11 protein-coding genes are annotated in these 15132 nt (G+C 37.2%); 5 read left to right on the top strand and 6 right to left on the bottom strand.

All coding sequences use genetic code 11. The features are described 5' to 3' along the window. Positions 1–18: 18 nt before the first annotated feature. Entirely contained in the window at positions 19–924 is a 906-nt protein-coding gene (locus tag LS68_RS07415) for a response regulator (protein ID WP_138091338.1), read from the top strand. Further along, complete coding sequence (locus tag LS68_RS07410; protein ID WP_052100142.1) at positions 911–1402, top strand: phosphatidylglycerophosphatase A; 492 nt, start codon at positions 911–913, stop codon at positions 1400–1402. Before LS68_RS07415 ends, LS68_RS07410 begins: the two co-directional genes overlap by 14 nt. 26 nt (positions 1403–1428) lie before the next feature. On the opposite strand, the gene LS68_RS07405 is transcribed toward LS68_RS07410, so the two are convergent. Beyond that, positions 1429–3096: a hydrogenase small subunit gene (locus tag LS68_RS07405; protein ID WP_034369570.1), complete on the bottom strand. Its 1668-nt coding sequence runs from the start codon at positions 3094–3096 to the stop codon at positions 1429–1431. Positions 3097–3254: 158 nt separating this feature from the next. Here LS68_RS07405 and LS68_RS07400 point away from each other — a divergent pair, with 158 nt between their 5' ends. Then, the gene (locus LS68_RS07400) at positions 3255–4199 is read left to right on the top strand and encodes a hypothetical protein (RefSeq protein ID WP_199741494.1); all 945 of its coding nucleotides are present in this window, start codon (positions 3255–3257) and stop codon (positions 4197–4199) included. Between the two features lie 74 nt (positions 4200–4273). On the opposite strand, the gene topA is transcribed toward LS68_RS07400, so the two are convergent. After that, entirely contained in the window at positions 4274–6490 is a 2217-nt protein-coding gene (gene topA, locus LS68_RS07395) for a type I DNA topoisomerase (protein ID WP_138091318.1), read from the bottom strand. Positions 6491–6638: 148 nt separating this feature from the next. Here topA and LS68_RS07390 point away from each other — a divergent pair, with 148 nt between their 5' ends. Then, complete coding sequence (locus tag LS68_RS07390) at positions 6639–8183, top strand: flagellin B (protein WP_138091316.1); 1545 nt, start codon at positions 6639–6641, stop codon at positions 8181–8183. Between the two features lie 20 nt (positions 8184–8203). After that, positions 8204–10105, top strand: a complete 1902-nt coding sequence (locus LS68_RS07385) for a motility associated factor glycosyltransferase family protein (protein WP_138091314.1) — start codon at positions 8204–8206, stop codon at positions 10103–10105. A 95-nt stretch (positions 10106–10200) separates the two neighbouring features. Here the strand turns inward: LS68_RS07385 and LS68_RS07380 are convergent, their stop codons facing one another. The 4 genes from LS68_RS07380 to LS68_RS07365 form a co-directional block, all read right to left on the bottom strand. Beyond that, positions 10201–10941, bottom strand: coding sequence for an MnmC family methyltransferase (locus LS68_RS07380; RefSeq protein WP_241993709.1), 741 nt, complete (start codon positions 10939–10941; stop codon positions 10201–10203). After that, positions 10934–12985 carry a sulfatase-like hydrolase/transferase gene (locus LS68_RS07375; protein WP_241993708.1) on the bottom strand — a complete coding sequence of 684 codons (2052 nt, stop codon included), beginning with the start codon at positions 12983–12985 and terminating at the stop codon, positions 10934–10936. Before LS68_RS07375 ends, LS68_RS07380 begins: the two co-directional genes overlap by 8 nt. Before the next feature lie 359 nt (positions 12986–13344). Further along, positions 13345–14526, bottom strand: coding sequence for a pyridoxal phosphate-dependent aminotransferase (locus LS68_RS07370; protein ID WP_034372291.1), 1182 nt, complete (start codon positions 14524–14526; stop codon positions 13345–13347). Positions 14527–14593: 67 nt separating this feature from the next. Further along, entirely contained in the window at positions 14594–15124 is a 531-nt protein-coding gene (locus LS68_RS07365; protein WP_241993707.1) for a hypothetical protein, read from the bottom strand. Positions 15125–15132: the final 8 nt, after the last annotated feature.

Below are 15132 nucleotides of genomic sequence, written 5' to 3'. Positions count from 1 at the left end.
CAAAAAGGTGAAAACACAATGAAAGTATTAATTATCGAAAATGAAATTTATCTAGCTCAAAGCATTTCTAATAAACTAAGTGATTTAGGGCTTGAATGTGTGATTGCTCATTCCCTCAAAGAAGCACAAAAAGATCGCTATGATGTGATTCTGGCGTCCTTTGGGACGATTAATGAAGGCTATATCGAACTAAGCAAACAATACCCAAACGCGATTATTATTTTAATGATTGCTTATATCAATGATGACACCGTCATTAAACCTCTCAAAAATGGCGTAACAGATTACATTGTCAAACCTTTTATCGTTGATGAGCTCATTCGCAAAATCACGCATTACAAAGCTTATCGCGAAATCAACGAAGAGATTAAATTTTATCGGAGCTATTTTAATTTTATTGAAAAAGAGCTTGGCACTCCCGAACCTTTCTTATACAATCCTCCCTTTGTTATCAAAACAAATTCTCAACGAGGCGCAGATATTTATGCGATGAAATATGCTCGCGAGAAACATATCCAATTTTCGTTTTTTTCCCTCAAAGAAGAATCATGGAAAAGCATTTTTAAAAACCCACCAAAGAAAAATGAAATCTTCTACATTACCAATCTTGAAGAGCTAAAAAAGAGTGATCGTAAAGATTTTTTAGAAGCAGCCCTCAAATGCAATGTAATTGTTTCTATTGTCTCTACTGAAAAAATTGCATTCCCTCAAGTCATTGACATTTCTCAACAAACAAGCAATATCGTGGAGCTTAGCGGCGAGATTCTCTCTGTCAAAGATTATGAAAAAATCATCATTACGAAATTTGAAAGCCGTTATCCCGATATAGAGCTTGCCAAAAAACTCGGTATGAGTCGCAAAAGTCTATGGGAAAAGCGTAAAAAATACGGCATTATCCGTAAGAATAAAAATGTCCAACAATAAGCAAGACTTGATTAAGCACCTGTTTTTAAGCGTGCTTTATAGTGGGTATTCTCCCAAAGCTCCCGGAACTGCTGGAACTATTGTAAGCGTTATTTTGGGATTGCCGATTCTGTATTTTTCACAAGAGACATTATTTTTACTTGCTATTTTCATAGGGCTTTTAGCGATTAAACACATTGATATTTATGAGAATCTCACGCATACGCACGATGACAAAAGTATCGTAATTGATGAACTTGTAGGCGTATGGTTGGCAATGGCTTTTGCAGGTTGGGGGATTTTCAATATTTTATGCGCGTTTGTTTTTTTCAGAATCTTTGATATTTGGAAACCTTCTTTTGTCGGTAGAATTGACAGAGAAGTCAAAGGCGGACTAGGTGTCGTTGGTGATGATGCGCTCGCAGGTGTGCTTGCAGGGATTGTGAGTTTATTGATATTATGGGGTTTGAGATTCTTAAATGTGGATTTAGGGATTTAACAAGCTAGATTCTAAACCTTACCAAACTACACGACTTCAAGCCATTGAGGAAGATAAGCAACGAAACGATCTTGTATTAAAAGATTTTCCATCAAATCCCCTTTGAATGCAACACGCTTAAGATTCTCTTGTTGGCACACCTCAACAAGTGCGCGTGATAGAATCTCACACATTGAGCTTACCACACTATAAGCCATACCCTCGATTTCTAATCCTCCTAAAAGGTAGCATAATGGCAAACGCAAGGATCGTTCAATCTCAATGCCCATTGTATCCGCATCTGTATGAATGACCTTAAAATCTAGCTGACTGACATGGGGGAAAAGATAATTTTGCGCATACTGCAAAAATTGTTCTTTACACTCTTGTGTCCAAGAAATCTTACCGCCAAACATCGCATTCACCACAACAAAAATATCGCTAAAATTGTGGCTAATGCGTGAGTGAGAATCTGCAATGCTCATCTGATGAGATTGAAGATATTGCTCATAATTTTTAATGAGTTTTGCACCGAGTTTATTTTTGCTTGCAATTTGCGTGAGTAAAGTAGAAAGATTGGATTCAAACTGCAGATTCAAAAATTGCTTACAAGAATCTTGGGTATAAATTTTTGTCGGAGCATCGTAACAAAGCTCAAGGCATAATGTCTGCGCCATTGGCTGATCATCAAGCTTATCAATACGGCGAAGAGTTTGGAGGGTTGGAAGCTCTTTAATATAAGCTTTAGCATTATTCAAAGGCTCTTCTATGCGTCCAAAACTATCCCAAAAATACGGCTCACTACAAGCGATACAGCCATGCCCTGCACGGACAGGCCAGCTCGTCTTAGCATTAAACTTGATTTTAGGGCAATTATTAAAAACATAAGGTCCTTTGCAGCCAACTTTATAAAGACAATACGCATTTTCTAGATTCGGATCGTCAAAGCTTTGGGCAAAATCACCGGATTCAAATTTTGCCTTGCGTTCGCACATATCGTGTAGATTCTTACCATAGCTCCACAATGGACGATTGAGCCTATCTAGTGGCGGAATCTCTTGTAAAAGGATATAGTAAAAAATACTCCCTATAATGTTTGCTTCACTCGGTGGGCAACCCGGGATATTAACGACAGGCTTTGAAAGAAATTCTTTAATACCCACTGAACGAGTAGGATTTGGAAAAGCTGCTTGCACTCCGCCAAAACTCGAACAAGTCCCCACAGCAAAAATTGCTTGGGCTTTTTGTGCAATATGTTTGCATTCTGTTTCACCCGTAACACTATCCGCTCCAGAAGTCATAAAATACGCATCTTTGCCTAAAGATACGCCTCCTTCAATCACCAAAATAAAATCCTCTTTGCAAGCATCTTGGAGAGATTTTTTTGCTCCAAAACCACAAGCACCCATAATCGTTTCATGATAATCAAGGCTCATATATTCAAAGATTAGAGAATCTATCCCGGGTTTATCAAGTCGCAATAAACTTTCACTGCAACCTGTGCATTCTGCCATATGCAGCCAAACGAGCTTCATAGGTGGCTTGCGCAAGAGAATCTCTTTGCATATTTCTACGCCCTCTTTAGGGATTCCAATCAAAGTGCAAATTTGAGCAACCCACTCTTGGTTAGTATCATGCGTAATCACGCGAAGAGGATATTTTTGAAGTGATTTGAGATGAGTAGAGAGTTTTTCTAAAATAAGCATCTTATCCATAAGGCAATCCAAAAAAGAAAATATTTCATTGTATCTGATAATTTCTAAAAATGGCGTTAATTACTTTATGCAGATTCTGACTTCTCGTGATATTCAATCCTAGCACAACATTAAAATAACCACGATTGACAGATTCTAAAATCAAAAAAAGAGTATAATTGCCTCTTAATTTTAAGTCAAAAATCCAACAATATTGGAAATCTATGCTATATATGATAAGACGACTCACACAAACAATCAGATTCTATAAAAGGCGTATAATTTACAAGCTAATAGCACGCAAAAAATGTAAATTTACCACACTTCGTGAAAAAAATGGGAAACCATCTTATAAGTTTTTTTATGATGATGCAGATGAATTTGTAGAAGATTTTGTTATGCGTTTGGGCTATACCAAATACCATTATGACGATATTGATTTGCTGATGTTTTTACAAATCCCCCATATCACAAAAGAGGATATTTTAGAGTTATTTAAATGTATTATATTGTGTAGGATTTGGGCGGTAAAAACCGAAACTGATGAGATTATAATAACAACAGAGATTATGATTGATAAATGTGATGAAAATCTCTCTCTAGATTCTTCCAAGCCCACTTACATCAAAGAATACTTTAATGCTATGGGGCAGCTTTTCCTCGCAGGATATATAGACTTTGGCTGCGATTGGGACGATGATTACAAGAGACGCGACTACCCGACAAACTTATCTTACTACAAGGAAGACAAATATCAAGCGTGGATTTATTTTCGGGATCATTTTCTCTACAAAGAAGCATACGCAAAAGGGTGGGAAGATGATATTTTCATTTATGAGGATAAAGAATATACAGAAAAAGACTGCCCTCGTGGGACCTACATTGATGAAGAGGGCAAAGAAGTAGCTTGCTACAAAGGATATAGCACGATGTATTCTCCGACTTCTTGGGATACACCTAAATACTGGTCGCAATACAATATTTGGGCGACAATCACTCCCAAGGGCAAACGATACCTTTATGACATTTTACAACCAAGAATCCATGACAAATACAAAGACTTAGAAGTAGAGATTAATAATAAAGGCGAGATTCTACAATGGTTTGGAGAAATTAACCGATAAAACTCTATAACTGCATATTTTGGGCTTTTGAGCAGAATTTTATAAACTTTTACCCTAAGTTTGATACGAGAATCTTAATCCTTAGTTTCTACTTCTTCGCGGTATTTGCATTTAGGACATTCGTAAATGTGTTTTTTGCGATAATCTCTTTCGCACATCATTTCTCCACATTGCGGGCATTTTTGATTGACAGGCTGAAATTTTGAGATAAAGTTGCATCGCGGATAATTACTGCACCCAAAGAACGCGCCTCTTTTACTGAATCTTTGCACGATTGCTCCGCCACATTGTGGGCATACAACTCCCTCCACACTTTTAGGCTCTTTGACTTTGAGAGATTTAGTATTTTTACAATCCGGATAACCGCTACACGCGATAAATTCACCATTGCGTCCAAACTTTTTCACCATTGGCTTACCACATTTTTCACACACACCTTCTTGAGAAGAAGATTCTAAAGATTGGGGTGATGGCTTGATATATTTACATTTAGGATAACCGCTACACGCGATAAATTCACCATATTTGCCATTTCGTTGCACAAGCTCCTTCCCACACTTTGGGCATATTTCACCCGTAGGAATGGCAACTTTTTGCGAGGCGATATTACTTTTACCTTTCTCAATCTTTTGCATAAAAGGCTCATAAAAATCCCACAACACCTCTTCCCAATGTGCGTTTTGTTGTGCAATTTCATCAAGCTTATCTTCTAAGGCTGCACTAAAATGAGAATCCACAATCTCATCAAAATGCTGCTCAAGCATTTCGGTAACCTTAAATGCACTTTCTTGCGGGATAATTTGCTTTTTCTCAATCTTAATATAATCCCGCGCGACAAGCAATGCAATAGTCGGAGCATAGGTCGAAGGACGCCCAATCCCCAATGTTTCAATCGTCTTAATAATACTTGCTTCAGAGTATCGCGCAGGAGCTTCAGTAGATTTTTGATGAGATTCTAATTGTTGGATAGCGACTTCATCGCCCTCTTTGCATTCTGGCAATAATTTATCCTTATCATCATTTTCAATAATTTTATAGAATCCGTCAAATATCAGCTTGCGCCCATTTGCTTTAAATTCGATCTTATGCGGACTATTTGGAGCACTAAAAAGAATACTTTGCGTTTCAAAGAGCGCATCTTGACTCTGTGAAGCAAGGAAACGATAATAAATCAGTTTGTAAAGCTTGTATTCGTCTGGCTTAAGGTAACTTTGAGCGATTTGAGGCGTGAAGTCAAGATTTGTCGGTCGTATCGCTTCGTGCGCTTCTTGAGCGGCTTTAGATTTATTGGCATACACTTTAGGTTTGCTAGGAATATATGCTTTTCCATACATTTTTTCGATCACTTGTAATGCAGCCTTTTGAGCCTCTTTCGCGATATTGAGACTATCTGTCCGCATATAAGTGATAATCCCCATAATACCATTATTTGTTTCGACACCTTCATAAAGCCTTTGGGCAAGACTCATTGTGCGTGAGGGAGAATATCCTAATTGACTTGAGGCACTTTGTTGTAAAGTAGAAGTCATAAAAGGCGGAGGAGTGGGAATCTTTTTATTTTTTTTGCTGATTTGAGCAATGATAAAATGTTGCGACTGAATATCTTGGAGTATCTCTTGGACTTGATTAGAATCTTGCAAAGAAAGCTTTTCAAGTTTCTTTTTATAAGTAATCAATTCAGATTCTATTAAATGCTCACCAAAAGCTGCAGTAATCGTAAAATAAATCGTAGGTTTAAAAGCAAGAATCTCTCTTTCTCTATCTACTATAATCTTTAATGCCGCGCTTTGCACTCTTCCAGCAGACAAACCTCTTTGAATCTTTGAAGAAATCAATTGTGAAAGCTTAAAACCTACGATACGATCAAGCAACCGCCGAGCTTGCTGTGCATTAACCTTGCTCATATCAATCAAGCGTGGATTCTGTAGTGCTTCGTCAATCGCACTTTTTGTGATTTCATGAAAAACAATGCGCGGAAAATCTTCATAAGACTTGCCAATAGCTTGTGTAATATGGAATCCAATCGCTTCACCCTCTCTGTCTTCATCGGTTGCGATATAGGTAACTTTTGCCTTTTGACTAGCAGACTTGATTTTAGAAACAATCTCACTATGGTCTTTATCAATTGCATATTGAGGGATAAAAGAATGATCTTTAATCTCTATACCCAAAGTGTATTTAGGCAAATCTCTAATATGCCCCTTAGAAGCAAGAACTTCATATTTATTTCCTAGAAAATTTTTAATCGTTTTAGCTTTAGCGGGCGATTCAACGATAATCAGATCTTTCATAATGCTCTTCCATAAAACAAGGTATCAATCATTTAAGATCTCAATTCTAACATAGAATCTTGAAATTTAGTAACAATCTACTTAAAAAAATTGGAATGCCTTTTGCTTTATCGGCATTAATAAAAAAAGTTTTAGCAAAGGATGCAAAATGAGTTTTAGGATAAACACTAACATTTCAGCCCTTTCTGCACACACAATCGGTGTTCAGAATAATCGGAGTTTGCATAGCTCTTTAGAAAAGCTTAGCTCTGGATTAAGATTAAATAAAGCGGCTGATGACGCTTCAGGTATGGCGATTGCAGATAGTTTGAGAAGTCAAAGCGAAAGCTTGGGACAAGCGGTAAGAAATGCCAATGATGCAATCGGTATGATACAAATTGCTGATAAAGCAATGGACGAACAAATCAAGATTCTTGATACTATTAAAAATAAGGCGATTCAAGCCGCTCAAGATGGTCAAAGTAACGAAACAAGAAAGGCATTGCAAAGTGATATTATCCGTTTATTAGAAGAGCTTGATAATATTGCAAATACTACAAGTTATAATGGTCAGCAAATGCTTTCTGGTGCATTTTCTAATAAAGAATTTCAAATTGGTGCGTATTCTAATACCACTATTAAAGCCTCAATCGGACCAACAAGCTCGGACAAAATCGGACATGTGCGTATGGAAAGCAGCTCATTTGGTGGTATCGGTATGCTTGCTTCTGGGGCAGCCTCGAATCTTAGCGAGGTTATGTTGAAGTTCAGACAAGTTGATGGTAAGCATGATTTTGAGATTGAAACCGTTAAAATTTCTACATCAGCAGGCACAGGACTGGGTGTTTTAACAGAAGTTATCAATAAGTATGCTGACACACTCGGCGTGCGTGCATCTTGGAATTGTATGGCGACAGGCGATGTGCCTGTGCTTTCTGGGACGGTCAAAGGCTTGGTCATCAACGGCGTAACAATTGGTAATGTCAATGATGTGCGCAAAAATGATTCAGATGGACGATTGATTAATGCGATTAACTCTATCAAAGAACGAACAGGTTGTGAAGCTTATACCGACATCACCGGGCGTATTAATGTCCGAAGCCTTGATGGACGCGCTATCTCTATTCAAACCGAAGGAGATAGTGGAAAAGTCTTTGGTGGAGGAAACTTCGCGGGAATCTCCGGCACAGAACATGCAATTATCGGACGCTTAACGCTCATACGAACAGATGCGAGAGACATTATCGTCAGTGGTGTTAATTTTAGCCATATTGGATTCCATTCCGCACAAGGTATTGCAGAATATACTGCCAACCTCCGATCTGTCCGTGGAGAAATGGACGCAAACATTGCATCAGCTTGCGGAGCTAACCCCAATGTCGCTCAAGCAAACTTGCATTTTGATGGTATCGGGGCTGGGGTTACAAGCCTTAGAGGTGCGATGGTCGTTATGGATATGGCAGAATCTGCACGGATTCAGCTTGACAAACTCCGCGCAGATATTGGTTCTGCACAGATTCAGCTTGTTACGACAATCAACAATGTCTCTGTTACACAAGTCAATGTCAAATCTGCAGAATCTCAAATCAGAGATGTGGATTTCGCTGAAGAATCCGCTACATTCTCTAAGCACAACATTTTGGCACAAAGTGGTAACTTTGCAATGGCACAAGCTAATGCTGTCCAACAAAATGTGCTTCGATTGCTTCAATAGTCTAAAGCAAGCAGGATAGAATGCAAGATTTTTTTAGCCTTAATCTTTCTGCTTTGGGGGTGCGCTCTCCTAAGCTCGCCCTTAAACTACATAATTTCATACCCAACCAAAACTTTGAAGTCTATCAAAGCAATGACCCGCTTAATATCAATATCATTGACAAACGCACTAACACGCCTCTTTTTCAAACTAACCCCATTGAAGAGACAAATGCAAAAATCAAAGCATTTAGCTCTTACTCGCATTATCCTTATTTGTATTGCTTTGGGATAGGCAATGGCGTATTTTATAAGGTTTTATTGCAAAATGAGCTGCTAAAGCGCATTGTTTTATTAGAACCTGAACTTGAGATACTTTTTATCGTCTTGCATCTAATGGATTTTTCTGATGATATACTTTCTGGACGCATTATTTTTTTAGATGCTAATGATTGCGATTTTAGTCGTATTGATCTCCTTTTTGCGACAAATCGTGATGCAAAAATTTACTCCAAAGTCTATGATTTGCATATTTTTAATACTTACTACGATAGATACAACACGCTTTATATTCATATCAATCAGCTTTTTATTCGCGCGATTGAACATAATGTCGTGAGTGTTGGTAACGATAGTCGTGATTCAATCATTGGCATCTCTCACCATATACAGAATCTCCCTGATGTTATCAAATCCCCGACTTTAGTAAATCTCCTTGGACAACTCAAAAATAGAGAAACTGCCATCATTGTTGCAACAGGACCGAGCTTAAATAAACAACTCCCTCTCCTTAAGCAGATTCAAGATTATGCTACGATTTTTTGTATTGATGCTTCATTTCCTATTTTGGCAAGAGAAGGTATCAAGCCTGACATTGTTTTCTCACTAGAACGCGTGGATCTCACAGCTAGATTCTATGAGGATACGCCAAAAGAAGCACACAAAGGTGTCATCTTTGCTATCACTTCAATCGTGCATCAACGCCTTAAAGACGCCCTTAAGGGAGATGAGATTCAATATAGTTTGCGTCCTTTTGGTTACACAAATTATTTTGATATTGCCGAATATGGCTATATTGGAATCGGAATGAGTGCAGCAAATATGGCGTATGAACTTGTCGTGCATTCACGCTTTAAACGTTGTATTATTATCGGGCAAGATCTTGCTTTTGGAGAAGATGGCACATCACACGCACAAAATGCAGTGTATGGCACAAATGAAATTAACCCTAAAACAATGGAAGAAAAAGGGCAAAAAGTAATGGTGGAAAAATACGGCGGGGGTGGAATGGTCGAAAGCACTCGCATTTGGAAACTCTTTCTTACATTTTATGAGCGTGATATTGCCAATACGCCTTATCCGATTGAAGTGATCAATGCCACAGAAGGCGGGGCAAGGATCAATGGTTGTAAAGAAATGCCTTTCGCACAAGCTATCACTCTTATCAATCAATCGCAAAAAAAATCCCCTATAAAACTCTCTCCACCCACACCTGAAGAATATCAAAAAAATCTTCAAAAAATCACAGAAAAAACGCAGCATTGGATTGCATTTGGCACAGAAAAGAAGGCTTTGATTGAAGAAGTATTCTTAGAAGTTGCCGCTCTTACGGAGAGATTCGAACTTCTCAACAAAGAGGGGCGTTTGGAAGAGCTAGAAGCAAAAGAATTGCAAGATTGTATTGACAGAATCCAACAGGTAAAAGAACTCTTTGATCAAAAAGAATTCCGAGAGTGTTTTATGGACGCGCTACAATCATATATTTTTCATCAAGAAATGGACATTGCGCGCATTTTAGTAATGCCTACTTACAACGAAGAAAGCAAACTTGTCAAACAAGCAGAGCTTATTTACGCGCACAAATATTGGCTTTTTTCACTTGCAGGTGGAATGGATGTTGTCATTGAAATGGTAAAGCAAGCTTATGAAAAATGGGAAATTTGAGAGTAGATTAATGATAATTTGATTGCATTATTGCATCAAGTCATTAAAGCTAATGAAGATGTAGGCGACATAGAAGTTGGGGAGGAGATAGGACTTCATTTAGCCGTGATGGCTTTTAAACCGACAAGATTCAAAGTTTGTTTGCTCATCAAGCTCCCGCCACGCACATAAGGATTTTGATAATCATAGACCAAAAATCCCGCCTTAATCGCATTTTGACGAATGGGAGAACTTTGCGAATAAGTAGTCAAAATCCCTTGTGGCTTCAAAAGAGAAAAAAGTTTGTAAAAATACTCCTCGCTCCATAAGGTGGGATTTTTCGTGGGACTAAAGGCATCTTGATAGATGATGTGGAAAAAATCTGATTCGAAATATTGCAGATACTCTAGTGCATCGCCTTTATATAATTCAATGCAAAATTCCATATTGTGAGACAAACATTCATCATAACGCGTAATACGAGAATCTTGCCCTAAAGTTTCTAAAATCTGACATATATTAAGAGATTCTCTAAACATTTCAGGATAAGTAAAATCTAAAAGCTTTGTGAATATTTTTTTGTCAATTTCAGGTGTATAAATCTTGAGCAACCCCTTAAAATGATGCTGGATACAAAATGCAATAGTTGCAAAAGTATTATAACCCAAACCAAAACAAATATCCAAAATATGAATCTGTGAGGGCAAAGGCTGCCAATGCTCAAAAGCAGGAGTGATGTGCTTGTATATCGTCTCACTCAATGCTCCATCTTTAAGGCTATGGTAACATTCACTGAAAGTTTCATTATAAGCACTCCAGCTCCCATCAGAGCTTTCTCTCTGCCACTTTTCACTCAATATCTTTCACCTCATAACCATGAGTGAGAATCCACCAACTCAATGCAGTCGCTTGTTGCAAACGCTTGTATAGACTTGAAGCCAGCTCTTCATCATTATTGCGTGCTATTCCGTCTTTAAAATATTCTAGTTTGCCATTTTTATCATACATAAAACGATCCGTAGCAATTGTAAAATACCCCAATGCTACATTTTTCTCGACCAATGCAATCACTTCATTGCTCACCAAAGGTCTCCCAAAGCTTGGATAAGCATAACCATCAGGAGCGACTATTTCAACGATAGTTGGAGTAATATCAATATGTGAGCCAATGTTGTTTCTTTTCTTTAAATCAAGTGCTGGTGAATAAACAATCAAAGGTATAGTTTTACTCACTTTGGCACTCATATCAATCTTAGGAAATTCACGATCATAGTGATTACCCGTGATGACAAAAAGAGAATTGGGCATAGTCTTTGAGAGGTCTTGTATAAATTTTGTAATCACCTTATCTTGATACCAAATGCTTCCAATCAACCTTGAATCTTTCTTTTCATACGAAGTGTGTTTGAAAAGATTCTCTATCTCTTCAAGCGGAACATTAAACTGCTCCAAAGGAATATCATAAGGCGGATAATGTGGAGAGGTAAGTATCATATTAAAAGTTGGGCGATAACGTTCTTTAAAAATATTTCCACGAACAAAAGCGAATAAATGATGATCATAAGCCCCCCATGCACCTTCGTAAGGCAATGGATAGCCATTGAGCTTCGCATTATGGACAATATGTGTGCTGTCATAAACTTCATCAAACCCTTGCAAATGGGCATATTGCTCAAGGTTTTGCCACATACCCAATCCGCTATAATAAAAAGTGTTTTGATAGCCTAAATCCTTCAGTATGATGCCCGGGGCAGTCGCAAAAGATTCTAATTTGCCCAGCATTGATCCAATGGGTAATTCAGTCTGAAAAAGCCCTGTAAGATAAACATCGATATTTTTCATTGTTGTATTGGCATTTTCTAAAAACACACCTATTTTGACTCCATGGGAATCTTCGAGCAATGACTTCAATCCTGATGTCAAGCCTATCTCATTATATTCTTCACTGAAATGATATTCACTCAAACCATCTACAATAATATAAAATATATGTTCGATCTTCACATCTGAATGATTATTTACCTTCTTCGTCAAAAGCTTTTTAAGATCATAACTTGTATTTTGATTATCCAAATGAAAATACTCTCTTGTCGCTTCTAAAGGAGTTTGAGATACATAATCACTGAAATGAGAATTAGAAATTTTACGATGATCTTTATAGATTAAATACAAATTTCTAAATGCCCCTGTGCTGACTTTACTTAAAAATTGATTATCAATAGGTTTGATAACTTGACTAAAATCAACCCTTTTAAAGCTAAACCCTCCATGAAATGAAAATACCATCATCAATGCAAAAATAACAAATAAAATAAATGCTGCAATCGATGATTCTCTACGAGTAGAACGCGAATGAATTGAGCTTAATGGGTCATAACCATAATCGCGCACGATTTTAAAAAAAATCTTGCTGTATATTGCTATAAAAAGAATCCCCAGAACAATACCTATCAAAACTTTGGGTGCGATAGTGTATTCTTTTTGAATCTGCGGATTCGCAAAAATTTTACCATTACCAAACAATGCGCCATAAAGATTAGCATTAAACACATCGCCATATATTTCAAAAAAGACAATCTCATACATTCCGACAAAAATACTTAAGCCCAACACAGCTAAAACATAAAGCCATAATATCACCCATCGGAATTCTGTCCAAAATAAAACTAAACCCAGTGCAAAATAACCTAAAGTAAAAATAGCAATACTGCTTGAATCATACCGCAAACTATTGACAAATGTTTTCCAATATTCATAAAAATCTTCTACATTGCCTATATCATCATAATAAATATTGCCATATATGATAAAAACCACATTAAGAATAAAAAAAATAAAATATAAGAAAAATGCAAAAAAGATTGATTCTACAAGCAGTTTTTCAAACCACTTTTTTTTCATTGTTTCCTCCAAATAAAATAATTTAAAATAACACAAAAGCTTGCCTTCCATAAAGATTTGGAAAGCAAACAAAAACCAAGATTCTAAACCTTGCAAAATAAATTTTCAGTAAAAAATAACTTAAAAAATATTTTTTAAAACTTTTGAATCCGTATTGACGCATACAAGAAACCGGAGCATCAAGAGGGACAAAAAAGATTCGATAGAATATGGCATAAAAATAGAAATAATATTTTAATGGGGGGGGGGGCAGCAAAATCTCTTTGTGTTATTGTCATAAAATAACATTCCTTAGATTCACTACCACTCCCTTAATCAACTTGATAATTTGCAATCTTAACAGATTCTAAAACACTTATCTAAAGTGCTTTAGTAAAATTTACAATACGTGCAACGCCTTCTTTAAGCTGCTCTAATGAACAAGCAAAAGATAAACGAACAAAACCTTCCATACCAAACGCACAACCGGGCACGAGAGCCACCCCTTGATCTTCAAGAATCTTATGGCAAAACGCCATTGAATCATTGCCATATTGTGGGAGCTGTTGAATATTGATAAAAAGATAAAACGCACCTTGAGGTTTATTGACACTCAAACCTTGAATATTATTAATCGCATCGCAAGTAAAATTCATACGCTCTTCAAAAGCTACACGCATTTCTTCAATTTCATTATCCGCTTCACCCTTGAAAGCTACCACTGCAGCTTTTTGTGTGATAGAATTAATATTTGAAGTGCATTGACTTTGCAAATTATTGATAAGCTGAACAAGTTTTCTGTCTTTGCTTGCAAGATAGCCTATTCTCCAACCTGTCATAGACACAGACTTGCTTAAACCATTAATAGTGATTGTGCGTTGCATCATATCATCACTGATTGCTGCAACCGAATAAAACTTCACTCCATACACAAGCTTTTCATACATTTCATCACTCACCACCCAAATTTTCGTCCCTTTAAGCACCTCGGCAAGAGCGGCAATCTCTTCTTGCGTATAAACCATTCCCGTAGGATTTGAGGGCGTATTAAGTATGAGCATTTTGGTTTTAGGGGTGATTGCCTTTTTGAGCTGACTTGCTGTAATCTTAAAATTACTTTCTTGTGTTGTTTGCACAATCACAGGCTTACCACCACTATAAATGACAAGCTCTGGATAAGTAACCCAATAAGGCGAAGGAATGATCACTTCATCACCCACATCGACCAATGCTTGAATCACATTGAAAAGCGAATGTTTTGCGCCATTACTCACGAGAATCTCATTCTTTTCATATTTTAAGCCATTCTCACGCTCCAACTTTCCCTTGATAGATTCTAAAAGCTCGGGGATTCCAGCCACAGCGGTATATTTAGTGAATCCGCTTTTTAAAGCTCTTATTGCTTCATCTTTAATAACTTGTGGAGTGTCAAAATCAGGCTCTCCTGCTGAAAAACTTAAAACATCTTTCCCTGCTTGCTTAAGCTCTCTTGCCAAAGTGCTGATAGCAATTGTGGTCGATTCTCCTAAAGATTCTATCCGCCTTGCGTATGATTGCCCCATTTTTATGTCCTCCATTGTTTTTAAAGTAGCAAAACCGCGAAATTATAGCACAATTTTAAAGTATTGATTATTCTTTAATATCTGCAAGTTTGAGTGTAAATTCAATTTCACCTTTGCTTAGTCGCATTTCTTTAGCAATCGCATCAATACTCCAACCATCACGAAACATTCCGATAATACGCTTTTCATCGATATTTGTGCTTGATGTCGGAAAATAACCAAACTCACGAATCTTTTCTTCAATATGCACTAATCTTTCTCCGATATAGCCCTGCTCTTTATTGACTTGTGCTTCGAGAATCTCAATCTGACGATACACATTGACCAAAGCATTATTCACCGCATCAATAGATTCTGTTTTAATGCGTGTGTTTAAGGCAGCACTACTAAGCTGATTTTCAAGTTCATTGTCCTTGACCCATTTGTGAATCTTGAAAATCTCATTATTCAAATCTTCAAATCCCTTTTCAAACCGCCTCAAACGTTTGTTTAAATCAAGACTGCGCGTATAGCTAAAGAAAGACACGAGACACACAATACCAATAGCGATTAAGCCAAAAATCATTCCTATACTGCCCATTGAAAAGCCAAACAACATAACTTATC

This window comes from Helicobacter sp. MIT 05-5293 (assembly GCF_000765665.2).
Lineage (GTDB): Bacteria > Campylobacterota > Campylobacteria > Campylobacterales > Helicobacteraceae > Helicobacter_C.
The sequence above is the reverse complement of the archived record's forward strand: the minus strand, read 5'-3'. Positions and strand labels throughout refer to the sequence as shown.